This window comes from Ensifer sp. 38_S197 (genome assembly GCF_056924495.1).
The window spans coordinates 3203269-3225274 of record NZ_JBXOVZ010000002.1; the positions used below are offsets into that span (position 1 = coordinate 3203269).

29 protein-coding genes and 2 tRNA genes are annotated in these 22006 nt (G+C 62.7%); 13 read left to right on the forward strand and 18 right to left on the reverse strand.

What is annotated here, in order from left to right; genetic code table 11:
* Nucleotides 1-111: 111 nt before the first annotated feature.
* From AC1Z3V_RS28555 to AC1Z3V_RS28565, 3 genes are all read left to right on the forward strand, one after another.
* Nucleotides 112-1062 carry a hypothetical protein gene (locus AC1Z3V_RS28555; protein ID WP_483503121.1) on the forward strand — a complete coding sequence of 317 codons (951 nt, stop codon included), beginning with the start codon at nucleotides 112-114 and terminating at the stop codon, nucleotides 1060-1062.
* Nucleotides 1063-1427: 365 nt separating this feature from the next.
* Entirely contained in the window at nucleotides 1428-1565 is a 138-nt protein-coding gene (locus AC1Z3V_RS28560; RefSeq protein WP_483503123.1) for a hypothetical protein, read from the forward strand.
* A 132-nt stretch (nucleotides 1566-1697) separates the two neighbouring features.
* Nucleotides 1698-2000 carry a cupin domain-containing protein gene (locus AC1Z3V_RS28565; RefSeq protein WP_483503125.1) on the forward strand — a complete coding sequence of 101 codons (303 nt, stop codon included), beginning with the start codon at nucleotides 1698-1700 and terminating at the stop codon, nucleotides 1998-2000.
* A 127-nt stretch (nucleotides 2001-2127) separates the two neighbouring features.
* Here AC1Z3V_RS28565 and AC1Z3V_RS28570 read toward each other — a convergent pair whose 3' ends face one another.
* From AC1Z3V_RS28570 to AC1Z3V_RS28600, 7 genes are all read right to left on the reverse strand, one after another.
* The gene (locus tag AC1Z3V_RS28570) at nucleotides 2128-2313 is read right to left on the reverse strand and encodes a hypothetical protein (RefSeq protein WP_483503127.1); all 186 of its coding nucleotides are present in this window, start codon (nucleotides 2311-2313) and stop codon (nucleotides 2128-2130) included.
* Nucleotides 2310-3242, reverse strand: a complete 933-nt coding sequence (locus tag AC1Z3V_RS28575; protein WP_483503129.1) for a hypothetical protein — start codon at nucleotides 3240-3242, stop codon at nucleotides 2310-2312. Before AC1Z3V_RS28575 ends, AC1Z3V_RS28570 begins: the two co-directional genes overlap by 4 nt.
* On the reverse strand, nucleotides 3239-4075 hold the full coding sequence (locus tag AC1Z3V_RS28580) for a HipA family kinase (protein WP_483503131.1): 837 nt from the start codon (nucleotides 4073-4075) through the stop codon (nucleotides 3239-3241). The genes AC1Z3V_RS28575 and AC1Z3V_RS28580 overlap by 4 nt, the downstream gene beginning before the upstream one ends.
* Nucleotides 4076-4369: 294 nt before the next feature.
* Complete coding sequence (locus AC1Z3V_RS28585; RefSeq protein WP_483503133.1) at nucleotides 4370-4975, reverse strand: hypothetical protein; 606 nt, start codon at nucleotides 4973-4975, stop codon at nucleotides 4370-4372.
* A gap of 97 nt (nucleotides 4976-5072) precedes the next feature.
* On the reverse strand, nucleotides 5073-5771 hold the full coding sequence (locus tag AC1Z3V_RS28590; RefSeq protein ID WP_483503135.1) for a helix-turn-helix domain-containing protein: 699 nt from the start codon (nucleotides 5769-5771) through the stop codon (nucleotides 5073-5075).
* The gene (locus AC1Z3V_RS28595) at nucleotides 5761-6297 is read right to left on the reverse strand and encodes a hypothetical protein (protein WP_483503137.1); all 537 of its coding nucleotides are present in this window, start codon (nucleotides 6295-6297) and stop codon (nucleotides 5761-5763) included. Before AC1Z3V_RS28595 ends, AC1Z3V_RS28590 begins: the two co-directional genes overlap by 11 nt.
* On the reverse strand, nucleotides 6218-6988 hold the full coding sequence (locus AC1Z3V_RS28600; RefSeq protein WP_483503139.1) for a hypothetical protein: 771 nt from the start codon (nucleotides 6986-6988) through the stop codon (nucleotides 6218-6220). The genes AC1Z3V_RS28595 and AC1Z3V_RS28600 overlap by 80 nt, the downstream gene beginning before the upstream one ends.
* Nucleotides 6989-7370: 382 nt before the next feature.
* On the opposite strand from AC1Z3V_RS28600, the gene AC1Z3V_RS28605 reads away from it, so the two are divergent.
* Nucleotides 7371-8021 (forward strand): S24 family peptidase, encoded by a 651-nt coding sequence (locus AC1Z3V_RS28605; protein WP_483503141.1) that lies wholly within the window; start codon nucleotides 7371-7373, stop codon nucleotides 8019-8021.
* 358 nt (nucleotides 8022-8379) lie between these two features.
* Here the strand turns inward: AC1Z3V_RS28605 and AC1Z3V_RS28610 are convergent, their stop codons facing one another.
* Nucleotides 8380-8628: a hypothetical protein gene (locus tag AC1Z3V_RS28610; protein WP_483503143.1), complete on the reverse strand. Its 249-nt coding sequence runs from the start codon at nucleotides 8626-8628 to the stop codon at nucleotides 8380-8382.
* 248 nt (nucleotides 8629-8876) lie between these two features.
* Here AC1Z3V_RS28610 and AC1Z3V_RS28615 point away from each other — a divergent pair, with 248 nt between their 5' ends.
* The 3 genes from AC1Z3V_RS28615 to AC1Z3V_RS28625 all read left to right on the forward strand — a co-directional run bounded on the left by AC1Z3V_RS28615 (nucleotide 8877) and on the right by AC1Z3V_RS28625 (nucleotide 10038).
* Complete coding sequence (locus AC1Z3V_RS28615) at nucleotides 8877-9302, forward strand: hypothetical protein (RefSeq protein ID WP_483503145.1); 426 nt, start codon at nucleotides 8877-8879, stop codon at nucleotides 9300-9302.
* Complete coding sequence (locus tag AC1Z3V_RS28620) at nucleotides 9299-9508, forward strand: hypothetical protein (protein ID WP_483503147.1); 210 nt, start codon at nucleotides 9299-9301, stop codon at nucleotides 9506-9508. Before AC1Z3V_RS28615 ends, AC1Z3V_RS28620 begins: the two co-directional genes overlap by 4 nt.
* Before the next feature lie 125 nt (nucleotides 9509-9633).
* Nucleotides 9634-10038, forward strand: a complete 405-nt coding sequence (locus AC1Z3V_RS28625; RefSeq protein ID WP_483503149.1) for a hypothetical protein — start codon at nucleotides 9634-9636, stop codon at nucleotides 10036-10038.
* Nucleotides 10039-10188: 150 nt separating this feature from the next.
* On the opposite strand, the gene AC1Z3V_RS28630 is transcribed toward AC1Z3V_RS28625, so the two are convergent.
* The 4 genes from AC1Z3V_RS28630 to AC1Z3V_RS28645 form a co-directional block, all read right to left on the reverse strand.
* Nucleotides 10189-10341 carry an entericidin gene (locus tag AC1Z3V_RS28630; protein ID WP_429807170.1) on the reverse strand — a complete coding sequence of 51 codons (153 nt, stop codon included), beginning with the start codon at nucleotides 10339-10341 and terminating at the stop codon, nucleotides 10189-10191.
* Between the two features lie 418 nt (nucleotides 10342-10759).
* Nucleotides 10760-11176, reverse strand: coding sequence for a hypothetical protein (locus AC1Z3V_RS28635; RefSeq protein ID WP_483503151.1), 417 nt, complete (start codon nucleotides 11174-11176; stop codon nucleotides 10760-10762).
* Nucleotides 11177-11438: 262 nt separating this feature from the next.
* Entirely contained in the window at nucleotides 11439-11789 is a 351-nt protein-coding gene (locus AC1Z3V_RS28640) for a hypothetical protein (RefSeq protein ID WP_429807164.1), read from the reverse strand.
* Nucleotides 11790-11919: 130 nt separating this feature from the next.
* Nucleotides 11920-12627: an FkbM family methyltransferase gene (locus AC1Z3V_RS28645; RefSeq protein ID WP_483503153.1), complete on the reverse strand. Its 708-nt coding sequence runs from the start codon at nucleotides 12625-12627 to the stop codon at nucleotides 11920-11922.
* 269 nt (nucleotides 12628-12896) lie between these two features.
* Between AC1Z3V_RS28645 and AC1Z3V_RS28650 the strand changes: the two genes are divergently transcribed.
* Complete coding sequence (locus AC1Z3V_RS28650) at nucleotides 12897-13874, forward strand: glycosyltransferase family 2 protein (protein ID WP_483504171.1); 978 nt, start codon at nucleotides 12897-12899, stop codon at nucleotides 13872-13874.
* 278 nt (nucleotides 13875-14152) lie between these two features.
* Complete coding sequence (locus AC1Z3V_RS28655; RefSeq protein ID WP_483503155.1) at nucleotides 14153-14419, forward strand: hypothetical protein; 267 nt, start codon at nucleotides 14153-14155, stop codon at nucleotides 14417-14419.
* Nucleotides 14420-14561: 142 nt separating this feature from the next.
* Here the strand turns inward: AC1Z3V_RS28655 and AC1Z3V_RS28660 are convergent, their stop codons facing one another.
* Entirely contained in the window at nucleotides 14562-15047 is a 486-nt protein-coding gene (locus tag AC1Z3V_RS28660) for an Imm8 family immunity protein (RefSeq protein WP_483504172.1), read from the reverse strand.
* Here AC1Z3V_RS28660 and AC1Z3V_RS28665 point away from each other — a divergent pair.
* On the forward strand, nucleotides 14953-15204 hold the full coding sequence (locus tag AC1Z3V_RS28665) for a hypothetical protein (RefSeq protein WP_483504197.1): 252 nt from the start codon (nucleotides 14953-14955) through the stop codon (nucleotides 15202-15204). The genes AC1Z3V_RS28660 and AC1Z3V_RS28665 overlap by 95 nt on opposite strands.
* A 141-nt stretch (nucleotides 15205-15345) precedes the next feature.
* On the opposite strand, the gene AC1Z3V_RS28670 is transcribed toward AC1Z3V_RS28665, so the two are convergent.
* Nucleotides 15346-15606 carry a DUF1127 domain-containing protein gene (locus AC1Z3V_RS28670; RefSeq protein WP_483503157.1) on the reverse strand — a complete coding sequence of 87 codons (261 nt, stop codon included), beginning with the start codon at nucleotides 15604-15606 and terminating at the stop codon, nucleotides 15346-15348.
* 601 nt (nucleotides 15607-16207) lie between these two features.
* Here AC1Z3V_RS28670 and AC1Z3V_RS28675 point away from each other — a divergent pair.
* Nucleotides 16208-16465 (forward strand): hypothetical protein, encoded by a 258-nt coding sequence (locus tag AC1Z3V_RS28675; RefSeq protein ID WP_483503159.1) that lies wholly within the window; start codon nucleotides 16208-16210, stop codon nucleotides 16463-16465.
* Between the two features lie 45 nt (nucleotides 16466-16510).
* On the opposite strand, the gene AC1Z3V_RS28680 is transcribed toward AC1Z3V_RS28675, so the two are convergent.
* Nucleotides 16511-16586, reverse strand: a tRNA-Lys gene (locus tag AC1Z3V_RS28680).
* Between the two features lie 363 nt (nucleotides 16587-16949).
* Between AC1Z3V_RS28680 and AC1Z3V_RS28685 the strand changes: the two genes are divergently transcribed.
* Nucleotides 16950-17025: transfer RNA gene (locus tag AC1Z3V_RS28685), tRNA-Lys, on the forward strand.
* Between the two features lie 77 nt (nucleotides 17026-17102).
* On the opposite strand, the gene AC1Z3V_RS28690 is transcribed toward AC1Z3V_RS28685, so the two are convergent.
* The 3 genes from AC1Z3V_RS28690 to AC1Z3V_RS28700 all read right to left on the reverse strand — a co-directional run bounded on the left by AC1Z3V_RS28690 (nucleotide 17103) and on the right by AC1Z3V_RS28700 (nucleotide 20109).
* The gene (locus AC1Z3V_RS28690; protein ID WP_483503161.1) at nucleotides 17103-18020 is read right to left on the reverse strand and encodes a PhzF family phenazine biosynthesis protein; all 918 of its coding nucleotides are present in this window, start codon (nucleotides 18018-18020) and stop codon (nucleotides 17103-17105) included.
* Between the two features lie 239 nt (nucleotides 18021-18259).
* Nucleotides 18260-19000, reverse strand: a complete 741-nt coding sequence (locus tag AC1Z3V_RS28695) for an NUDIX hydrolase (RefSeq protein ID WP_483503163.1) — start codon at nucleotides 18998-19000, stop codon at nucleotides 18260-18262.
* A gap of 2 nt (nucleotides 19001-19002) precedes the next feature.
* Complete coding sequence (locus AC1Z3V_RS28700) at nucleotides 19003-20109, reverse strand: endonuclease/exonuclease/phosphatase family protein (RefSeq protein ID WP_483503165.1); 1107 nt, start codon at nucleotides 20107-20109, stop codon at nucleotides 19003-19005.
* Between the two features lie 438 nt (nucleotides 20110-20547).
* Between AC1Z3V_RS28700 and AC1Z3V_RS28705 the strand changes: the two genes are divergently transcribed.
* Nucleotides 20548-21999 (forward strand): CYTH and CHAD domain-containing protein, encoded by a 1452-nt coding sequence (locus tag AC1Z3V_RS28705; RefSeq protein WP_483503167.1) that lies wholly within the window; start codon nucleotides 20548-20550, stop codon nucleotides 21997-21999.
* Nucleotides 22000-22006: the final 7 nt, after the last annotated feature.

Genomic DNA, 22006 nt, shown 5'->3' on the forward strand with positions numbered 1-22006 from the left:
AATTCCGTGCGGAAATTGAAGTATAGTCGACACCACTATCGGCGGGCATAAATTCGGGTTGAAATTACAACTATACTACTTTCAATCTCGAAATTATTTCGGAGCTTCACTGTGCTCATCTATTCGGACGAAAACCTCGAGGTCATCCATCGCCCGGGCGCCTCGCCTTATCTTTTGATCACCTTCAACGAAATGGAAATCCAGGCAAACGGCAGCCGCTACTGGGGCCAGCGCTTTTGCGAGAAGGCGGATATCGCCGCGCTCGGCTTCATCAGCCGCCGGCCCAACTGGTTTCCGGCCGCAAGCATGGTCAAGGCGGTCGAGGCCGCGGCGCCGATCCTGCGTGCAGCACCCGAGCGTATCCTCTACGGCCATTCCCAGGGTGGCTATGCCGCCCTCCGCTACCGCCGGCGCTTCAATGCCACCACGGCCATCGCCTTTTGCCCGCAGGTCTCGATCGATCCCCAGGCCGTCCCCTTCGATGGCCGCTTCAGCCGCCATTTCGCGCCGGAGCTCCACGGCAATATGGGCATCGCGCCCGATCACGCCGCCGGCCGCGCCTTTCTCTTCTACGATCCGTTCCACGCCGTCGACCGCCGCCATGCGGAGCGGATCGCCGAGTTGCAGGCGGAGACGCACCTCGTGCCCGTGCACATGACCGGCCACGGCACCGTGCGGGCCTTCACCGGCACGGCCCGCGCGCTGTCGCTCATCGAGGCCTGCCGCGCCGACGACCGCGCCGGCCTGCGCACCCTTGCCCGCAGCGCCCGGGTCGACGCGCCCATGCGCCCCTACCAGATCGCCGTCACGGCCATCGCCCGCCACCCGGCCTTGGCCGATCGCCTCCATGCCCGCGTCGGCCATGGCTTCTCGCTGGTGGAGCGGATCAACTTCCTCTATCACCGCGCCAACCGCCACATCCGCGACGGCGAACTCGCAGCCGCCCGTGGCCTGCTGGAACACACCCTGGCCCTGCGGCCGAACGATCGCGGCATCGCCGGACGCCTCAAGGAACTCGACGCTCGCATCGCCCGCGAACAGAAGCTGGCACTCGCCTCCTGATTGGGGGGCTTCCCTCAGTCCTGTCCAGGACAAAAACATCCGGCACCACGAACCACTGCAGCGAACCTTGCCGTAAGGTAGTCCGGCCTGCGTTGCGGTCAGATTTTCGGAAGCTCCGTCACGAGCAGGAACAGGGCGATGGCAATCATCGCCGCGCCTGAGAACTGGCCGCCGGCCGAGCCGAGCGTCCCCGCCCGCTCCGCATTCGATCCTTGCGGCCGCGACGGCGGACTGCGCAGACATCGCCGCCGCCGAGCAAATTCTTGGCCCTCCGGTCCTCTTCTCGCCTCCTGTTCATGGAACCATGCCGCAGGTCTTCAAACTGCAGCCGAGCGCCCCGGCAAGCATGCGAAAGGATGTTTGCGATGAGCAGCATGGACACGAGAGAATTCATCCTCGCCGGCGTCGTCATGAAACGCCTGCTTGCCGGCAGCCAGACCAAGGGCCAGTTCTGCCTCTTTGAAAATGTCAGCGGCGGCGACACTACTGCATGTTTCCTTTAATCGTAGCCGATTAAAGGACAAAAACATGCAGCACTTCAAAGTGCTACAGCGACCTTAGCGCGTCTCTGATAAGACGCGCGGCGCTGTAGGACACCGATCCATGTACACGAAGGCGACGATGAAATCGTCTATATGCTCGAGGGCGAAATGACGGCGGTGATCGACGGCACCCCGCACCGGCTGGCCGCCGGCCAGAGCATCTTTCTCGCGCGCGGGGTGCCGCACCAGTTGATCAATATCAGCCGACGGCCGGCGCGCTATATTCTGATCGGCACGCCGGCGATCTTCGACCGGTTCCTGGAAGAGGCCGGCCGCGAACTTGCGCCAGGCGAAGCGGCCGAACCGCCGACGCCCGAGGAGCTTGATCGACTGCGCACGGCATCGTCGAAATTCGGCATCACGCTGCTGGACGCCTCGCCCGGTCAAGGTCGCTGATGGCGCCGGGCCGGCCCGCCTCGCTGAAACCTCCCGCAAGACCCGGATTCGACCCCGGAACGCTTCGGCCGGCCCGCTCCCTTGCAGAGGAAATCGTCGCCGTGGCGCCGCGCAAGCAAGGCGGGGTTCACCCCACCTCCTTCTCCCGCGACAGCCCCAGGTGCCAGTGCAGTTCGGTCAGCCCGCGCTTCAGCCAGGCAAGCTGCGGCTCGGGCATGGTGCGCAGCATCTCATAGTCCATGATGCAGACATTGAAGACGATGTCCCTGAAGCCGTCGCCCCTGTATACATTGCAGGAGCACTGGCTCCTCACGCCGCCTCGCTTTTCAACAAGTGGTCACCGATCTGGTCAATAGTTGTCATAGGTCGGAAGCGAATTTCTTCCTGATCGGCTTGCATTTCAAGCTCGCGGACACTTTCCATAATCTTGTCAATTTGTCGCTGTGTTAATTGAGGATCAGTTTCGGGGGGATGTTGGACGAGCATTTCATGGTTCCGGCATAACAAACTAGTTCGCTCACCATCACGAGAAATTTTCAGGTCCCACATTCTGCGCTTGATCCGATCGATCGAAACAGAATAGCCGCTAGTGGAAAGGATGCCGAAATTCGCTACGATCTTAGAGCCGGAGAAATCAATAAACACCTTATGGGCGCTGCCCCTTCGACGGCTGGCGTGCGCTCGTATTTCTTCACTGAACGCGCCAACAAGCTTAGGCTGCTTCACACCAATGTAGTCAAGCAACAACTGACCTAGCCGATCAGAGGCGCGGTCAAACACCGGGACCTCTTCGATATCGCGCATCGCTGTTGTCAACGGCATTAACCCACCGTCAGACACTTCCGTTACATACAGCGATGACATCCCAGCAAGCCACGACGAAGCGATAGTCTCAAGAGATACGCCTTCTGCATCGTGCGACGGACCGATCACCAAGCCTGACATAGCAGGAAGGTAGTTCCCCGCAGCCAAGGAGGGATCCGTCGTCAAATCTAGATCGAGTTCGTCAAGCGCCAACTCGATTGCCAGGATCGCCCCGACAGCATGGTCATTGTAGAAGCAGTGCAATCGTTCAAGGCGATTAGCACGCTCCAGGTGGGCGCACTGACCATCGTATGCAATTGCGCCGATGATCAACTGCTCAACCGACCCGATGATGGGACGAAATATAACTGGCGCCCGCCTTGCCCGCAAAAATCCGCTTCGGGGTTGAGGGAAAACTCTCTTGTCTAATATGCTCATATCAGTCGTCCCAGGGCATCAGCCGTCAGTCGTCTTACTTCTGGAATTCGGCCGATCAAAAACGCCAAGAGCGCATCGAAATCCTCCTCTCCGATTAAGTCAGGAATTCGTCCTCGCGTGCCGACATCTCTGAGATCAAGTTTCCCCGCCTTTGTGGAAATCTCACCAGTGGCAGCCATAAGCTGGTCTACTTCTTCTTTCGACAGATACGGCGTCACCCACTCTTTGAGCCGATTGGTGAATGGAGCGGATGCGATCAGATCAGAAGGGGTCCAAGCCGGTCCTGAGAAACAGTAGCCTTGATCAATCAACCAAAACGATCCACTTCCCGACAGGAGAATGTTGCCAGGGTGGCGATCAACGTTGGCGCTCCATGTATCAAATTCGTAAACTCCTGCAAGATCACCACCTAAAAGGACTTCTACAATCTTGCGTACCAGGGCGGGTGAACTCGCTGTCCTCTTAACGATGCTGGCTACCGACGGTGAGTCGACGTCGCAGTTTGCGAACAAGACGTGCCCGCCCTCGATGGCTGGGGCGTGCTTGACTTCAAGATTTCCCTCAGGAACGAAAGCGAGATACGCGGGCGGAACTGGCAAGCCTAAGGCTGCAGCGGCCGTAGCTCCCATGATCTCGTTGGCCAGTTCCCTGGCTGGGATGTCCTTGATAAAGGCAAATCGAGTTTCGTGATCCGATGTATAAATTTGGCCACGATAGGTTTCATTAATGTTGGCTATACCGCTATCCTTGAATGAGGCAGCGCCTGCAAGAACGCGAGCAAATCCAACACACCAATCGGAACCAGACCGACCATAACTGGAATCAGACAACATCTCCCCCTCTGCGCGACATTTGACCCCAGTAAAGATCCCAATCTACGGTTTAGGCGAGTCTTATTTTGAAACTACGTTAAAGTTGAAGATTGTTGAACATCTTCATTCCAACGAGTTTGCCGATTCCTGCCAATCTCTTTAGCACTTGCATCATATCCAATTCCCTATGCACGTCATGGCAGTTGATAATCGCGAGCCTCTCTCCAGGCGGAGAGAGGTGGTGGGCAATTGAATGAACCTCAGCACGATGCCGTCCATGGCGCTCTGTGTTCACCTGTTCCACTTGCGTCTCCATCACCCCACCTCCTTCTCCCGCGACAGCCCCAGGTGCCAGTGCAGTTCGGTCAGCCCGCGCTTCAGCCAGGCAAGCTGCGGCTCGGGCATGGTGCGCAGCATCTCGTAGTCCATGATGCAGACGTTGAAGACCGTCGTTTTCACCTGCGGTCCGTCCTTGAGTCTCAAAAGCACGCCTTCCAGTTCCATCATCCGGTTCGCCGCCTGGCGGGCGCTCCTGGCGCGCTCGGCGCTGGTCTCGCCGGCAAAGCCCCTGACGCTGAAGAGCGACTGCGCCCTGACGCTCGGAAAGGGAATGCCCGTGAGGCTGTAATAGCGCGCCATCTGCCGGGCATATTCATCACCGGCCTCGCGCTCATGCGCCGTCAGCTTGCCGTCGAGGAACATGCGGCCGAGCGTGTAGCCGGCAAAGGGGCTGGCAACGTCGACGTCGCGCCTGCCGGAAAAATGCAGGCGCTTGCGCGCGTCGAGCGCCACCGAGCGTACCTCCCGCTCGGTCTCGCCGTGCTTGATCTGCCCGCCGGGATAGCGTGCCACATCGGCCTTGCGCGGCCGTCCGGCCCGGCTGGCGCGCTTGATGCGGATGCGTTCTGCCTTGGATGTCATCGTGTCGTTTCCTCGTTTCATTCGGTCATCATGGCCGCCGGCCGGCATCGCCCGGCCCGGCGCGGATGCAAGATCATTAAAAATCAAAAGGTTGCCGCTACCGGCTGGCGCCGCGCCTGTTGACCGCATGCAGCACCGACGTATGGTCGCGGCGGAAGATGCGGCCGAGCGCCGGCAGCGACAGATCCTTGCGCTCCTCGTAGACTGCCGCCATGCAGCGATGGCGCGGCTCGACCAGGCGCCGCTCGCGGCCGACGCCGATGATCTCCTCCCAGGTGACGCCGGGATAGGCGCCGAGCACGTCCTCGATGATCTCGCGCACCGGCCGTCGGCTGAAGAGATCGCCGCCCGCCGCATCCGCCGCCCCGCAAATCACCCGCGCCTGCGAGAGAAGCCGCGCTTCGGCGTCGGCGAGCGCCAGTTCCAGCTCCGCGATCCGCCGCACCTGCGCCCGCACCTGAACCGCGACGATACCGGCGAGGTCCTCCAGGCTCGCGGCGGGTGCCGCCTCGCCGCCGGCCGCGACCGTCCCGGTCAACCCCTCGGCATGCGCGTCGCCCGGCCCCGCCGCCCCGTCTCCGGTCGTGTCGTCCGCCGGCGTCCTCCGCCTCTCCGGGGCGCCTGCGCCGGGCTCCTGTCCACCGCGCCGCCGGCGCACCCTGCCGGCGGCAGCGGCACCACCGGCCGCGGCGGCGCCGTCCGCCCCGGGCACCGCCCTCGCCGTCGCCGCACCATTGCCCGCGGCCCTGCCGGCGGCCGCCTCTCCCGTTGCCAATTCCGCTGCCTCAGGCTGCATGGTGGATCTCCCTGGTTGCAGGCGCGCTTCCGGTCTGGCTGGCGGCCTTGGCTGCTGCATGCATCTGGCGAAACGCTTCAAGCCGCGCGCGAACACGGGCGCGGCTGGCCTCCGAACGGCCGCCATTCAGGCTATCGAGGGCGGCGACCGTCTCGCGCTTGCGGGCAAGCTCCGCCCGCATGGTCAGGGCCTCCGCCCTCGCCAGTGCCGCCAGCACCGGCGGCTTCGGGATCGTGCCGAGCAGCACGTTGGCGTTGGCGGCATAGGCGCCGCGGATCAGCTTCTGCGTCGCAGCCGCGAGGCCGCAGCCCGGCACGCCGGCGAGCGCATAGTGGTAGACGGCAAGCATCTTCCTCGGCTCGATCCCCTGCGGCACGGTCATGCCGGCCGTCTGCATCGCATCGAGGCTGCGCAGCACCGCCGTCTCGCCTGCCGGCGCCAGCCGTTCAGTGAGCGCGGTAATCTCCCGGCTCAAGGTCGAGAGCCGGGCCTCCGCCGGCAAGGTCATCATCTCCGAATGCGTCATTGTCTCGCTTTCCTTTGAGTTCGTTTTCAATGGCTTGCCTGCATTCCCGCTGGTGGCGGGCAAAGGCGGTCTCGTGCGGTGGCGCCTGCTGGCGAGAGCCGCGTCGCGGCGGTCCGGCATCACCGGCCGGGTCCCGCGCGCCCGGCCGGCCTGCGGCGCGGGGCGGAAGCGCCGGCCGGCCGGCATTGCGCATCCAGTTCCGCCACGTCGCCGCCCAGTCGAGCTTGGTGGCATTGCGGCCGGCTTTGGCGGTCCAGTAGTCGCGAAACTTGTCGAATTCGATCGCCGCCTCGGCCGATCCGAAACCGAGCCCGGCGGCGAAGTCCCAGTCGGGCTCGAAGGTCGCGGGCAACCGGCTGGCCCTGCGCTGGCCTCGCGAGGCCCGCGCATCGGCTTCTTCCCGGTGAAGACGGGACTGATCGCCGCCCCCGGCCGGAGTCGTGTCGGGAGAGTTAGTTTCTTTAGGGGGTGCGGGGGAGTTTTCTTTATCAGAGAGGGGGGCGGCACCGGTCGCCGTGACATCGCGTGACGTCACATGCGCCCTATGACGCTGCTGCCGTTCGCGATCGTTTGCCCGCCGCCGCTCGAGCTCCGACTGCTGTCCCGCTTCGGCGGCGCGCACGGCGCCAAGGATCATCTCCGGCGATGCACCGGACTGAACCAAGGCTTCGACGATCGCGGTGATGCGCATGGTCGCTACTCCCCGCTCGGCCGGGTCGGCCGGCATGCGGCCGCGACTGCCCCGCCACCTGCCGAAACGGCAGCGTCGCAACGAGGCCGCAGCGAAACCGGCAGGGCACCACTGCTCTCACCTTCCCGGGCAAGCGCGCCCTGCCCTGCAACCCTTTCCAGACCGTCCTGCACCATGCCTTCTTCCCATGCGTTCGCGTTTGGCCGCTCCGTCTGGCACGGCCATTCCATCGCGCTCCTTGCGCGCCAATGCAGCTATTTCCTCGCCGCCGCTGGCGAGCCGCTCATTTCCGTTGACATCCTATTCGTAGTAGGATTTCCTACATTCATCAAGAGGAAATTTCCTATTGGACGTCAGAAACGGAATCTGGGATGCCAGTGCCATGGACGAATTGCGCCGCCTCATCCGGGAAGCAGTCGAAGCGAAGAAGACGACCTACAAGGATCTGTCGATCGCGATCGCGAAGAACCATGCCTATATCCAGCAGTTCGTGGAGCGCGAGACGCCGCGGGAACTGCGCGAGCGCGACGCCCGCACGATCATCGACCTGATCCAGGGCGCACCGGCCGCCGGCGAGGCGTCCCCGAGGCGCGCGCCCGGCTTCGCGCCGCAGATCGTGCCCGGCGAACAGCTCGTCGGCCATCGCGACCTGCCGATCTTCGCCGCCGCGCAAGGCGGCGACGGCCACGTCATCGTCACCTTCGATGCGGTCGAATATGTCAAGCGCCCCTCGGTGCTCGAAGGCGTCAGGGGCGCCTACGGCATCTACTTGACCGGCAGCTCGATGATCCCGGCCTATGAACCCGGCGACATGGCGCTCGTCCACCCGCATCTGCCGCCGGCGCGCGACAAGGACGTGGTGCTCTATCACGTGCCGCCCGCCAACGACGCCGAAGCGATCATCAAGCGGCTGGTCTCCTTCAACGACCGCGAATGGACGCTCAGGCAGTACAACCCCTTCCTGGAGTTCACCGAGAGTCGGGTCGAGTGGTCCTTCTGCCACCGGGTCGTCGGCAAATACAGCGCCCGATAGCCGCAAGCCAAGAGCGGAAATATTCCCGCCTGTTCAAGGCGTTATGTCGCTCCCCGGCAAAATGATGCGAACCTCGATGGTCGCACCGGAGAAAAACGACAAGCGACCGGACCTGGCCGCCGCCTGTCGCCGACAGGGACGGGAAATATGGCGCCTGTCAAAACCACCCTCGTTCCTGTGCTTGTCACAGGCATCCGGCAGCGCCGCATCGACGGCGCGAAAGAGTTCCTTCACGCGAAAGACTTCGCGTGGCCGGATCCCCGCCATGAGCGCACGGCGCTCTGGACGGCGATATTGGCAGAGTCCGACGGGACCAGCTCCGTACGCCAACACTTCATAGCCGTCCCGCCGCGGCACCTCACGCCGCCATCCCCTCCTCGATCTCCATCGGCAAGTCACCCGACATGAAGAGCACCGTGGCGTCCTCGAAGTCCCCGGTCGCAAGATCGCCCGAGCGGCTGAAGGCAACGACGCCCACCTTGGTTGCCGCCAGCCTTTCGGCCAGCCGCACCGCCTGCTCGGCCGCGGTTGCCTGCACCGGATTGTCGGCAATGAGCGCCCCGCGGCTCCCCAGCGTGAAGCTCTGAACGACGAAATAGGTGATCATCCCATGCTCCTTTCCGCCACCTGGAATGGCGGCCCCAAGGTGGCGCAATCGACAGAACAAAACAAGAACAAATAATCGCCTATCGACAATTCGCCGCCGCGGCCGCGAAGAAAATTCCTGCCGGCCGCACCTTTCCTATTGACCGACAAATAGGAATTTTCCTATATTCCGGCAAAGACGAAACCGGAGGGACCGACGGCAGCCCGCAAGGGCCGCCTGAGCGCCCCTCGAACGGACCGAGGTGACGGATGCCTGACGTGCTGATCGCGGACACCATGAGGGGCACCGCGCCGTTCCTTCAGGGACGCGAGATCATTCTCGCCGTCATGACGCTCGGCGCCGGCTATTTTTGCGAGGAAACCGACACCGTCGGCACCACCTGCAGGACCGCTGCCGACTGGCTCCGGACGCATGATGGCGAGCATGTCGTAAGGCTGATCCGCTTCGATCTCGACGCGCTCCACGGCGAGGACGTCACCGAGACGGTCGCCGGCGCCTGGCTCGACGGCTACGACCAGACCCCCGCGGAGGAACACAAGCTGCCGGCCTTTGTCCGCACCTCCGACGCCTGGGAACGATGGTGCGCGGATTTCGCAGCGCAACGGCCACCCTACAGCCAGGCCGCGCACGGCACGCTCAACCATCGCCAGCAGTTCGGGTGCGATCTCGGATGACGGCGGCGCTCGACAAATCCGCCCTCTTCGCCGCCATGGAAGCCTTCTGGGAAGCCGAAGGCGGCAACGAGTATGGCGTGGAAGCCGCGATATCGGCCTATCTGCAGCGCCTGAACCTCAGCGCTTTCAACGACATGGCCACGCGCAAGCGCGCCGAACTGGCGGCAGCAACCGCCCGGCCTCCCGGAGGGCCACGCATCTCATGAGACATGACGGCGCTCCAGATCCGCTCGCGACAATCGCGACCGGGCAAAATACCCAAATTTGGCAATCATCATTAATTTGCAAAAATGCTAATAAAGCGGGCGGGGAGCACAAGAGGAGAGATTCGATGCCGCGCCTTGCCCATCTTTATTTCAAGACCGCAATCATTTTCCTGATCATCGGCCTGACGATCGGTCTGCACATGGCGATCAGCCAGGATCATGCCGCCACACCGGCGCACGCCCATACGAACCTGCTCGGCTGGGTCACGATGGCGATCTTCGGCATCTACTATGCGCTCAACCCGGCCAAGGCCGAGCGCCGGCTGGCGATGATCCAGTATTACGTCTACACCTCGGGCGTCGGCGTGCTCGTTCCGTCGCTCTATCTGATGGTTACCGGCAGGCCCGAGATCGAACCCGTCGTCGCCGCCGCCTCGATCGTCGCCTTCATCGGCGTACTGCTCTTTGCCGTGGTGATCTTTTCGAGCGGCGAAACGGTCGCCCAGCCGAGCGCACTGCGGCCGCGATAACGCCGGACCAGAGCGCCATGCGTTCGGACGAACGCAGCAAGGCCGCTCTAGCACTTTGATTCCAGGGCATCTTTCCGCTTTCAAGCGATTCCGCTCGAAGGCGGAAGGTCAATGCAGAACGGGCGGAAGTGTCCCTTCCCGCATCGCGCCCTATTTCGAGGTCGACTTCAGCACCCGGTGCGTCGCGTCGTCGAGTGCGTGGCCGGTCTCGACACTATCCTGGCGAAAACCGCGCGCCGTGTTGCCACAGGCGGTCACGGCAAGAAGCGCCAGGCAGAGAACCATGAGCATCGTCTTTGACATCATCGTCTCTGTCGGTCTCTCCCACGGCGCCGCGCGTCTTATCAGCCGCGCAAAGGTCGCCGTAGCACTTTGATTTGCTGCCTGTCTTCGTCCTTGGATCGGGGTCGATTTCAGGAGACATGCAGGAGCGGAAATGCGGCACGGCATGACAAAGTCAATCGTCCTGCTCAAAACGGGGTGCGGCGAAAGACGAGCGCGACGGCTATAGCCGCGCCGCGCCCCGTCTCGGGATTTATTTTGGCAAGCGTACCGGAATCGCCGAATCAGGCCTTCCCCCGGCGGGCGGAAGCGCGTTAGCTTCCGTACCGCGCAGTACGTTCTTTCTGGACTGCGCTTCCCCGCACCCCGAGCCATTTTGGGTGCCTGCTTGCCCCGCCCTCGTGCGGGGCTCTCTTTTTCGGCCGCCTGTGACCGCAGGTCACTCGACCTTGAACACGGCGTCGCCGACAAAGACGATGACATATTGCCCGCCGTCGCCCTCGCGCGCCCAGCGCCGCAGCGTCTCGGCATAGGGCGCCTGCTTCCAGATTTCCGGAAAATCCGGATCGACGAGAACGGTGATCTGCGGCCCCTGCCGATAGATCATCATGCGTGAGCGCGCCGGGTCCCAGGCGTCACCCAGCGCCGCATCCGTACGCCAGAGACAGAGGAAATCGCGGCAGAGCTGCGGCCGCTGCTCGTAGATCCGGCACCCCTCACCGTCGATGCAATGCCGGCACCAGTCGTTCGCCGGCTTCGCCAACGCGTCGATATCGGGCAGCCGGCAGCAAAGCGTGCAGGTGCCGCAGGCGCGCTCGCCGAGCGGCGTGGATATCGAAGAGGCCGGAGTGATCATCGGCGGACGCTTTAGCACATTGCCCCTGCGCAAGTGAACCGATCGGCAGCCTTCCCGCATCGCCCTTAGCCGGGCACTGGGCCGGGCACGGGCATCACGCCGCCGCCTACAACGCCGCGCGTCCTATCAGCCGCGCAAAGGTCGCAGTAGCACTTTCAGTTGCTGCATCGCGAACGAAGGCATCGCGCGCATGCTTGCGCGGCACGGAATTTTCGACAGCGCCTCGACCGCGGCGGGTGCGCGGTCGCGACAAGGAGGCGCCTTAGCGGATGCGCGGGCAACCGCCGCGGTTGGCGAGATCGATCCTGGCGTATTCACCACGCCGTCCGATGCCTTCGACGACAATCCGGTTGCGGCTCATGCCGGCGATCTCGGGATCGCGCATGCCGTAGCCATAGGCGCGGCGGATGGCCTGGCGGGGGCTGCAGCCGCGCCGCGGTCTATAGTACTCGTCCTCGTCGTCATAGCGGCGGTAGTCGCGATAATCGCCGTTGTCGCCGCGCGGGCCGATATAAAGGTCCAGGGACTGCGCCGGCGATACCGAAGGCAGCGCGGTAACGGCGCCCGCGGCGATCACGGCCATGGCCAGAATCTTGCTGATTGTGTGTGTCATATCTTTCTCCTCCACTCGCTACCCGTTGAGTGGACCCCAAGGTTAGCGACGTGAACATGAATGCAGGAGTAACAAACGACCCGCCAAAAAGTTGCGCGGTCGCGTTCGCGGCGTGGGAAATCGGCTGGTTTCAAGCGCGATTCCGGTGGAAATGGAAGGTCTTGCGGTCGGTCTCGCCCTGCCGAAAGCCCCTGGCCGCGAGAATCGCCTTCAATTCCTCGACCTTCGCCTCGCCGATGATATGCGGGTGCAGTTCCACCAGGATATCCCTGACCGAGCCGAAATCGGCGACGCGCAGCAATTCGTCCTCGCTGCCCTCGACGTCCATGATCAGCACGTCGGGACGATAGGTTCCGAGAACCTCGGAAAAGATGTCGCTTTCGATCTCCACCTTCGCGCCCGGAAGCTGGCGGTCATAGGCGCTGGAGGAAATGATGTTCTCGCTGCGGAAGAAGGAGATCTTGCGCCCGTCGGCCGTCATCGCCTTGAGCCGCAAGGTGGGCTCGATGCCGTTCAGCCGGAAGTTCTCGCGGATCAGCGGCTCCAGCGTCGCATTGGCCTCATAGGTCAGCACGTTCGAAGCGCCGCAGGTCCTTGCCGCAAGCAGCGCGATGAAGCCGACGCCGGTTCCGACCTCCAGCACCTTCGAGCCGGGCTTCAGCAGCCGAAGCAGGATGTTGCGCTCCGTGTCCTCGTAGACCTCGCGGTACATCAGGTCGCGCACGACGGCCGGAGCACGCGCCTCGTCGGACACCAGCCGGATGCCATCGATCGTCACCGTGCGTGCATTGGTAAGATAGCGGATTTTCTTCCGGATCGAACGAAGAAGGCGTTTCATGCTCTGTCCCAAGGATCTACTCACCGCCAGTTAGTACGATTTTGCGCCCGGCGTAAGAGGGTTTGCATCTTCTCGACATCTGATGCACCGCCGGCCGCGACACCCGGAACCACGGCGTTCCGCATTTGCTTCACCGGCGTTTTTGATCTAAGCCCCCGCTATATTATGCATGAAGAATACTTATCGGAATCGGAATGAAAGACATTACCTATCCTTTCAGGGATCGATCCGACGCCGAGATGATCGCGGACCGGAACCTGTTCGATCGTCTGATCACCTGGTATGAATCGGCCAAGGTGGAGCGGCGCGAACGGTCGGCGAGCCGCGACGTCGAATTGCGCTGCGTCAGCCCGCACGGGCAGACTTCGCTCTATCCCGATGATCTTCCGCTGGTCTTCCTCACGCATAACGACGCCAAACTGATGCCCGGCTTTCTTGCGCATTACCGGTCGTTGGGCGTTACCCGCTTCATCTGCGTCGACGACGTTTCGACCGACGGCACGCGCGAATATCTGCTGGGCCAGCCCGATGTCGACCTGTGGGCGTCTGCGCTGCGCTACAGGGAAGCCCGGCGCGGCCGCCTCTGGCGGGAGGTGCTGTTTCAGCTCTATGGCGACGACCGCTGGTACGTGAACGTCGATTCCGATGAATTCCTGATCTACGACGAGTGCGAGAGCCGCACGCTGTGGTCGGTCATCCATGCGCTGGAGGATCTGAAGATTTCGCGGCTGCCGGCGCCGATGCTGGACATGTATCCGATAGATCTCGGCGCCGCGGACGTCAGTCAGCTCAAAACCCGCGCGCCCTGGGAAATCGCCGATCATTTCGACAGCCGCGGCTATTCGCTGGCGACGACCCGGCGCGCCATCACCGTCAAGGGCGGCGCACGCCACCGCGAATTCGACGCGGACCTGGAACTGATCAAGTATCCGCTGATCTTCTGGGACGGCAACTGTCGCTTCGGCGCCAGCATCCATCAGCCGCTGCCCTATCAGCGCAACTTCGCCCCTGTGCTCGGCGCTCTCCTGCACTTCAAGTTCTTCGCCGACTACGAAAAGGTCTTCGAGGACGCCGTTGCCGACGGACAATATTTCGATGGCTCGGCGGCCTATGCAAAGATGACGCAAGCGCTCGCCAGCACCGGCGCGCTGCAGCTCTTTTCCCAATCCTCGGTGAAATTCGGCGGTTCGAAGCAATTGCTGCGGCTCGGTTTCATCACCCCCGTGCCCTACTCCATGTCTCCTTAGATCGAGCTCGATTTAAGGACAAGGACATGCAGCAAATCAAAGTGCTACAGCGACCTTTGCGCGTCTCATAAGACGCGCGGCGCCCAAGGGCGCCGCCGGCGGCAAGCGTTAAACCTGCGCCGCTTCCGGCAATGCCTTTGATCGTGAGCTAAACGGGCGCCCGATCGCCGTGCAGCCGCATCGCTGGTTTTTCAACCGACCCGCGAGCTTGGCCGTTGATAATTCGACCGACCGCTCCATTTACAGCTCTGAGGCACTTAACCTGAGGAGAAGCCTGCATGAATCGAAACACAGTCATCGGCATCGTGGTTGTGATCGTGCTCATCGTTCTTGGCGTCGTGTTCCTGAAACCGGGGGCCAAGCAAGCGACCGAGACCGCGCCGGCAACGACGACGACACAACCCTCGACGACCGAACAAAAGCCGGCAACGCCTGGCCAGTCGACGACTCAGCCCTCGACCACGCAGCCGTCGACCACCCAGCCGTCGACGACCCAACCGTCCACGACGCAGCCGTCAACAACGCAGCCGTCTACCAGCCAGTAACGGCCCTAAAACGCGACCACCCCTGCCGCACCGGCCGGCAGCGGGTGGTCGCATCAGACAAGACGGCCGGGACGCCGTGGCGTAATCGCGGCCCGGCGGCCATGCGCCGGCCCTGTCGGCAAGCCACCAAAGGTGCCGTGCCTCATCGGGATCGACGGGGTTCGTATTCCCAAGGAAAGCGCTTGCGCAGTTCTTTCAGGCTTTCCTCCCAGGTGTCGCGCTGGCAAGCCGCGATCGCCTTGGTCACATGATCCCTAAGGACAGGGAAACTATATCGCGGGACCTCGATGTATCGCGTGTCCGGGGTTCTGCGAGGTCTGTTGTTCGGGGTGACGACCCAAACACTAAAAGACTCCGCCCAGGCGTCTTCCCTCGTGCCTGACGCATCGTGCTCTAAGACTTCGAGGTCGACCGGCGGTCCGTGTGGACCGGCAGAGAGCGCGCGCCGCACAAACCTGTCCGTCAGCGTCACTGCCCTGTTCTCTTCCGGCTTGCCGATGCTATGAATCCGGCACCCGCCAATGGAGCCCCGAATGCGCGCCGTCTTCCTCTGTTCGCTGCTGCTTCTGTCGTCCTGCATGCCGCACATCCCGGAGGAGGTTCTCGATGCAAACTGGTGCAGGGACATGGCGGCGGCGAAGGCCAAAGCGACCGGTACCGGCCGGGCGAACCTCGCCGCCGCGATGATAAGGCACGACTGCGCCGCCAAGCTCGCCGCCGAACGGCAATCGGCGACGGCTGCGCCGGATCAGGAGGATCCGCGGTCCGGACACCCCGAATCGTGAGCCTTGATCGATGAGGGAAGAGGCCTGCTGCTGCATGTCTCCTTAAATCGACTTCGATCAAGGACAAAGACATGCAGCAGCTCAAAGTTCTACAGCGACCTTTGCGCGTCTGATAAGACGTGCGGCGCTGCAGGGCGGGCCTCAGTTGTGCCTGGCAACCGGATAGCCGACCGGCATTTGCCAAAGCGAAATGTCGGCTATCTCAGGCTTCTTCACCACTTCCTCCGCGCCGATATCGCGAAGCATGCGGTCGGAGAGATGGCTGAGCTGGTTGAGCGTCCGGCGACGCCTCCAGGCAGCAACGAGGAAAGCGCCGACCGTGCGGCGGAAGCCGAACGTTCGAAACAGGTCGTCCATGATCGCCGGCAAGGCGCCGGCGGAGCGAAGTTGCAATTCGTGCATGATTGATCCCGCCGCGAGCGGCCGGGTCCTCTAGATTATAGATGCGCGCGGACACGGAATCGCGTTCCGGAAACCGGTCACATCAAGTCAAAATGGAAAATACGAAAAGGCAGAGCTCGGGTCGCGCTTATGCGCCAAAGTAACCCAGAGAATTATGGCGTGGTCGTCGAGACGAGCAAGCCATTCCACCAGAGGCGAGCATCTGCACAAAATTATGATTCATCGTATGCCTCCTCTAGTTTGAGCTCCGATTTGGCGAAAATTACACAAGCTTACTTTCCGGGCAAGACCACAATCGCAGACTGCCGGAATGACGAAACACCTGTTGCACGGAAGCAACAGGTGGTGGTTACGGCCCTGTCATGCGTCACGCGGCAAAACCGGTGACCATCCGGGCTGCCGCTCTTCGGCACCCCGTGGCCGCAGGTTCGATCGTCGACATCGTCACCGACCCGCCGGCAATGGCTTCAGCGCCCCTGCCCGGTTCGCAACGAGCCTCGCCGCCAAAGGGCATTGCCCCTGAAGAAACACGGCCGCCGTCTGTTGCCACCTGCCTGGTTGTGGGGGACACTACCCTTCATAGGGCATTCGAGGTGAATCGATGGACTTCGAGAAGATCGGTCGGGCGCGGCTCATGCTACGGCTGCCAAGGCATCGGAAACAGATTTCAGAGCTGAGGTTCCTGGCGCTCAACAACCTGATGGCGGCCTATGGCGTCGCCGTGATCACGCGTGACGAACTGAGAGAGCACGCGATGTCGGATGAGCCTCTGACTCTCGTCTATGAAAGCAACTGCCAGGCGATAGAAGACAAGGTGGTGATGCTTCTCACCAATATCAGCCCACGCTTCGTCCACTGACGAGCTCCGAAATGAGCGAAATTTATTCAGCGCTTAGGAGAAATCTGGTGGGTGATCACGGGCTCGAACCGTGGACCCGCTGATTAAGAGTCAGCTGCTCTACCAACTGAGCTAATCACCCATCCGTGGCGCCGCTTTAGCGCACGACTTGATGACACTCAAGAGGGTAATTGCGTCGCGCATCTATAACTCACAGCCGTTTCCATCTGGCTCGGAGATCGCTTGCCCTTGCTTTCACCTGGCTGCGCGATCAGCGCACGTCGATGAAGCGGCCGCCCAGATCAAAGCGGCCGTTGTTCGCCCGTCTTTCGTCACGCCTCTCCTGTTACGTGCATCCGCGGAGGGATGCCGCCTTCTCCACAGCGAGTTCGCCGGCCCCAAGAAATTTTTCAAAAGATTTTCACAAAGGCGCTGGACAAGCCAATCGAACGCCTTTATACGCCCCCTCACGACAGCGACGGGACACTCCGAAGCGGTCGCGGATGGGTGATTAGCTCAGTTGGTAGAGCAGCTGACTCTTAATCAGCGGGTCCACGGTTCGAGCCCGTGATCACCCACCAAATTTCTCCTAAAGCGCTGATTAAGCTGAAATTTCCAAGACGCACGACTCCACGCCTCTAATGACGGCTCCACGCCTTCAGACATAGAGTTCGCCCGCGGCGATCTTCACCGCATGGCCGCCGATACGGGCGGTGCTGATCTCCCCGCCGGTGATATCGAGATGCAGGTGGATGAAGGACGGCCGTCCCATTTCCACCCCCTGCTCGACCAGCACGGGGTGATGACCGTCGACGAACTGGTCGAAATAATGGATGGCGCCGGAGAGAGCCGCCACGGCCGAGCCGGTCGCCGGGTCCTCAAGGCTGCCGGCGCCGGGGCCGAACTTGCGGGCATGGAAGCGTGCCGTGTGGTTCACGCCGCCACGGCAATAGACGTAGGCCGATGCCAGCCGCCCCTCGGCCATCGGCGTCAGTTGTTCCCAGCGCAGCGAATCGAACTCGATCGAGGAAACCGTCGCGACGTCGTGCACCGGCACCATCACGAAGGGGGCGCCGGCACTCCAGAACGAAGGTACATGGTTCTCGAAGCCGATCTGCGAGAGCTTCAGGCTCAGTGCGTCGGCGATCGCCTGCCGGTCGAAGCGGGCATCGAGCCGCACCGATTTGCGCGGCAGGTCGAACTCGGCAAAGCTCGCGGCACCGGGCTTGAGGCGGACGGCGCAACGCACCGGCCCCACCTTCTCCTCCAGCACCTGCACGAGGTCGATCCCCTCCTCGATCGCGCCGTGCTGCGCCTCGGCAAGCGCGATCGCCGCGCCAACCGTCGGATGTCCGGCAAAGGGCAGTTCCTGGCCAGGGGTAAAGATCCTGAGCTTCGCCGTATGCGCGGCGCCGCCGGGCCGGCGGATGAACACCGTTTCCGACAGGTTGAATTCCAGCGCGATCGCCTGCATCGCCCCGTCGTCCAGCCGGTCGGCGCCGAAGACCACAGCCAGTGGATTGCCTTCGAGTCGCCTGTCGGTGAAGACGTCGTAGATCGCGTAGCTCAGCGCCATTCATGTCCCCTTGCGAATATACCTCGAAACTTTGCAACGTCGTGACGCGTGCGGCAAGGCTTAAGAGCACCGGTACACAGTTCGGCGCGAATCACGATTTCTTTAACCGCGGATGTGCCGAGGCGCCTTCTTGCCTTCGCGGCACCCGACCGGCGCGCAGCCGCCGCCCAGCGCCAGTCGGGCGGCAAAGGCTATTGGCTCACAGATACAAAGGGGTATCACGCCCCGTTGACTCAAAATCAGAGCGACGTTTCTCGCCAGAACAGCCACTCCAGAATGGGTGGAATGAACGGCGGATAGTTGTAGGCGCCCGGGTCCGGACCGAAAATCGCGATCGCCTCGTCGATCTCCGGCTCGGGATCGGCGGCAATGTGCGCCGCCACGCGCACAACCAGCGCCGCGGCCGTTTCCGGGTAGCGGTAGACGCGGATGACGGTCACGGCGCGGTCCATGTGCAACAGGTGATAGCCGGGCTCGACTGTCGCAAGCGCAAGATCGATGCCTGTCTCCTCCAGCGCCTCGCGGCGGATGTTGCCGGCAATGTCGCAGCGCCCGTCGACGATATCCTCGGGTTCCAGCGAACCGGAGGGACTGTAGACGCGGGCCGGATTGGCGGTGTGCGAGCCCATGCGCACCAGGATCAAGGCGCCGTCGGAAGACAGGATCGCCGGCATGGCAAAGAGATGGAAGGCACCCTCGGCCCGCGTCTTCCGCCACCAGAGAAAGGTCGAATAGGGCACGACGTGCCCCTCGCCGCGGATCCGCCCGTCCTCGATCCTGAGCGCCCGCTGCAGCACCATGCGGCCATCGAAGAGATGCGGATTGGCGGCGATTTCCCGTTGCCAGTTCTCCTGCGCGCGCTCGACCTCACCAAGATGAAACGGATGCGCGGCGCCGTTGACGCGGATCTCGACGTCGTCGATCGGGATGATGACGCCTTCGGCCGGCCAGAGCGCCGTATTGCTTTCAAGAGCGCCCATGGTCACACGTCCAGCGTAATGGCCACGGGGCAATGATCCGACGCCTTCGGCCGGTCCCAGCCGGTGCGCGGGTAGCGCTCCACTTCCAGCCCCGGCGGAAAGATTGTGCGGAAGGGCTGGCCGCCGCGGATGACCTCGGGCACCTGGGCGTGATTGCGCTTGGCAAGCGCCGGCGACAGCCAGATATAGTCGAGCTGGCAGAGATGGCGCTCCTGCGGCCCGCGGCTGTGAAACAGCGTCCAGCGATCCATCACCGGCCGCCGCAGCATCGGGTTTTCCACGAAGCCGTCATGGCTGAAGACGTCGAGCGAGCTCGTCTCCTCCTCGTGCGGCACGAACTGGTAGCCGTTGCGCCGGTCGCCGAGAATGTTCACCTTCTCCTGGTAGTCGTTCATGTCGCCGCAGATCGCGAACATCTTGTCGGCGGTGCGCCCGCGGCCGAAGCGGCTTTCGATGATGTGGCGCACGGCGCTTGCCTCGGCCACGCGGAGCGGCATCGTCGCCTGCCGGCCGTCGAGCCCTTCGCGCGCCGGCCCCATCGATTTGAAATGCACGACATAGAGCGTCAGCGGCCGCCCGCCGATCCTGAGATCCAGTTCCAGGCAATCGCGCTTGAAGATGCGGTCGGCCGGCCGGTTGGTCAGCGCGATCTGGTCGTTGAAGAGGTCGAGATCCTCATAGGTCAGTCCCGCATGGCTCTTCACGTCCAGGCACTCGATCGGCTGGCCGTCGCGCGTCTCCTCGCGCATCAGCACCGCGACGTCGATCCCGCGCGAATCATTGCCCTCGATCAGGTATTTCTGCCGGTAGCCGTTGCCGACCATGCGGAACAGATAGTTGTATTCGAAGGCCTGCAGCGAGGCCATGTTGTCGGCTTCCTGCAGGCAGAGGATATCCGCGTCGCAATCGGCAATCGCCAAGGCCGACATCTGCCGCGTATCATCCGTATGCGCGATGGTGCGCGCCTCCTCCAGCCGCTGATATTCCGCCTCGCTCTTCACGTCGAAGAGCCTCAGCACCCGATCCTGTTTGAGCTGGTTGCGAAAACCGGAAAAATCGAAGCGGCTCAACAGGTTTTCGATGTTGAAGGTGGCAAGGCGAAGCGACATTTATCAATTCCGTGGCATGAAATGCCGGGAGCTTAAAGCAATTCCAGGAAAAGTGTGAAACGGTTTTCCGTCCGGAATTGCGGCATTACAAACAACAATTCCAGGAAAGTGTGAAACGGTTTTCCGTCCGGAATTGCGGTATTACAAACAACAATTCCAGGAAAAGTGTGAAACGGTTTTCCGTGCGGAATTGCGGTATTACAAACAGCAATTCCAGGAAAAGTGCGAAGCGGTTTTCCGTCCGGAATTGCGGCACTCCAATCAGTTGCTGGGCCGCAAATGTCGGGCCGGACTTTCGCTCGCCGCGCACTTACATCTCCGTAAGAGAGATTTCCGGCGGCCCCAAGGTTCGCGCCATATGATCCATGTCATTCAAACCATGAACCATTGTGCTCAAATGGGGTTGGGTACATCGCCCCTGCGCTCATGGAGGATGGTTTGAAAACGGAAATCGAACTCAAGCTCGAGCTCTCTGCCGAAGATCTCGCCCGCTTCGCCGAGTCCCGCCTCCTCGGGGAGTCGGCGCGGGTAGAGCAACAACGGTCCGTCTATTTCGATACCCGCGGCCGTGATCTCTACCAGTCGGGCTTCACGCTGCGCATCCGCACGATCGGCGCGGCGCGCATCCAGACGATCAAGGCGACCGGCCCCGGCGCCTCGGTCTTTGCCCGTGCGGAATGGGAGCAGCCGCTTTCCGCCGACGAGCCGGTCGTCGATCGCACCACCCCGCTTGCCGCCGAGTTCGGCCTGGAGCCCGACGACCTGGAGCCGCACTTTACCGTCGAGGTCGAGCGCAGCACCTGGGAGGTCGATCAGGACGGCACGAGGATCGAAGCGGTGCTCGACCGCGGCATGGTCACCGCGGGCAGCCGCCAGACCGCCGTCGGCGAGATCGAACTTGAGCTGAAGGACGGCGATCCTGAGGCGCTTTTCACCCTCGCCCGCCGCATCGAGGCGATCGTTCCCGTCCGCTTCGGCGTTCTTTCCAAGGCCGAGCGCGGCTTCCACCTGATCGACGCCCAGCCGGTCGTCTTCAAGGCGGAGCCGGTCGAGCTCGACCGCGAGATGCGGGTGACGAAGAGCTTCCGCACCATCGCGCTTGCCTGTCTTAGGCACTACCGCCTGAACGAGGACGTGCTGCGTGAACGCCGGAACCCGGAGGCGCTGCACCAGTCCCGCGTCGCCCTTCGCCGCCTGCGCTCGGCCATCTCGCTCTACAAGGATTTGCTCGGCGACCAAGAGAGCCAGCGCATCAAGGGTGAGCTGAAATGGCTGGCCGGCGTCCTCGGCAAGGCCCGCGACGTCGATGTTCTCCTGACGCGCGACCCGGAGCCGGAATTGCGTGACCAGTTGAAGACGGCGCGCGCCGCCCGCTATGCCGAAGCCTTCGAGGCGCTCGACAGCGGACGCGGCCGTGCGCTTCTTTTCGATCTCCAGCAATGGCTGCACTGCGGCGACTACCTGTCGACGCCGCCCGCCGAGCTTCGCGACCGGCCGGTGGCCGATTTTGCCGAATCCGTTCTCGACCGGGCGCGGCGGAAGCTGAAGAAGCACGGCCGCGCGCTCGCCAAGGTCAGCGACGAGCAGCGGCACGAGGCCCGCAAGGATGCGAAGAAACTGCGCTATGCCGCCGAGTTCTTTGCCGCACTGTTTGACGACAAGCGGGGCGCGAGGCGCTACAAGCGCTTCATCGATGCCATGACCGCATTGCAGGGCCGGCTCGGCACGTTGAACGATCTCGTCTCCGGGCCGCTGGTGCTCGGCGAGATCGGCCTCGATGATCACCCGGACGCCGAAACGCTGGTCGTGCACACCGACAAGGACAGGCTGATCGACCACGCGCAGAACGCGCTCGACGACGTGATCGACGCCAAGCTCTTCTGGCGGTGACTATCGG

Coding starts and splice junctions, on each gene's coding strand:
- AC1Z3V_RS28600 (WP_483503139.1), bottom strand. CDS start 6,988: ATGCGCATCACCGCGATCGTCGAAGCCTTGGTTCAGTCCGGTGCATCG.
- AC1Z3V_RS28605 (WP_483503141.1), top strand. CDS start 7,371: ATGGACGAATTGCGCCGCCTCATCCGGGAAGCAGTCGAAGCGAAGAAG.
- AC1Z3V_RS28630 (WP_429807170.1), bottom strand. CDS start 10,341: ATGTCAAAGACGATGCTCATGGTTCTCTGCCTGGCGCTTCTTGCCGTG.
- AC1Z3V_RS28700 (WP_483503165.1), bottom strand. CDS start 20,109: ATGTCGCTTCGCCTTGCCACCTTCAACATCGAAAACCTGTTGAGCCGC.
- AC1Z3V_RS28580 (WP_483503131.1), bottom strand. CDS start 4,075: ATGTTGTCTGATTCCAGTTATGGTCGGTCTGGTTCCGATTGGTGTGTT.
- AC1Z3V_RS28620 (WP_483503147.1), top strand. CDS start 9,299: ATGACGGCGGCGCTCGACAAATCCGCCCTCTTCGCCGCCATGGAAGCC.
- AC1Z3V_RS28660 (WP_483504172.1), bottom strand. CDS start 15,047: ATGTCCCTGCACCAGTTTGCATCGAGAACCTCCTCCGGGATGTGCGGC.
- AC1Z3V_RS28625 (WP_483503149.1), top strand. CDS start 9,634: ATGCCGCGCCTTGCCCATCTTTATTTCAAGACCGCAATCATTTTCCTG.
- AC1Z3V_RS28560 (WP_483503123.1), top strand. CDS start 1,428: ATGAGCAGCATGGACACGAGAGAATTCATCCTCGCCGGCGTCGTCATG.
- AC1Z3V_RS28610 (WP_483503143.1), bottom strand. CDS start 8,628: ATGATCACCTATTTCGTCGTTCAGAGCTTCACGCTGGGGAGCCGCGGG.
- AC1Z3V_RS28690 (WP_483503161.1), bottom strand. CDS start 18,020: ATGGCGCTGAGCTACGCGATCTACGACGTCTTCACCGACAGGCGACTC.
- AC1Z3V_RS28595 (WP_483503137.1), bottom strand. CDS start 6,297: ATGACGCATTCGGAGATGATGACCTTGCCGGCGGAGGCCCGGCTCTCG.
- AC1Z3V_RS28675 (WP_483503159.1), top strand. CDS start 16,208: ATGGACTTCGAGAAGATCGGTCGGGCGCGGCTCATGCTACGGCTGCCA.
- AC1Z3V_RS28635 (WP_483503151.1), bottom strand. CDS start 11,176: ATGATCACTCCGGCCTCTTCGATATCCACGCCGCTCGGCGAGCGCGCC.
- AC1Z3V_RS28645 (WP_483503153.1), bottom strand. CDS start 12,627: ATGAAACGCCTTCTTCGTTCGATCCGGAAGAAAATCCGCTATCTTACC.
- AC1Z3V_RS28665 (WP_483504197.1), top strand. CDS start 14,953: ATGCGCGCCGTCTTCCTCTGTTCGCTGCTGCTTCTGTCGTCCTGCATG.
- AC1Z3V_RS28670 (WP_483503157.1), bottom strand. CDS start 15,606: ATGCACGAATTGCAACTTCGCTCCGCCGGCGCCTTGCCGGCGATCATG.
- AC1Z3V_RS28590 (WP_483503135.1), bottom strand. CDS start 5,771: ATGCAGCCTGAGGCAGCGGAATTGGCAACGGGAGAGGCGGCCGCCGGC.
- AC1Z3V_RS28655 (WP_483503155.1), top strand. CDS start 14,153: ATGAATCGAAACACAGTCATCGGCATCGTGGTTGTGATCGTGCTCATC.
- AC1Z3V_RS28640 (WP_429807164.1), bottom strand. CDS start 11,789: ATGACACACACAATCAGCAAGATTCTGGCCATGGCCGTGATCGCCGCG.
- AC1Z3V_RS28565 (WP_483503125.1), top strand. CDS start 1,698: ATGCTCGAGGGCGAAATGACGGCGGTGATCGACGGCACCCCGCACCGG.
- AC1Z3V_RS28695 (WP_483503163.1), bottom strand. CDS start 19,000: ATGGGCGCTCTTGAAAGCAATACGGCGCTCTGGCCGGCCGAAGGCGTC.
- AC1Z3V_RS28575 (WP_483503129.1), bottom strand. CDS start 3,242: ATGAGCATATTAGACAAGAGAGTTTTCCCTCAACCCCGAAGCGGATTT.
- AC1Z3V_RS28585 (WP_483503133.1), bottom strand. CDS start 4,975: ATGACATCCAAGGCAGAACGCATCCGCATCAAGCGCGCCAGCCGGGCC.
- AC1Z3V_RS28615 (WP_483503145.1), top strand. CDS start 8,877: ATGCCTGACGTGCTGATCGCGGACACCATGAGGGGCACCGCGCCGTTC.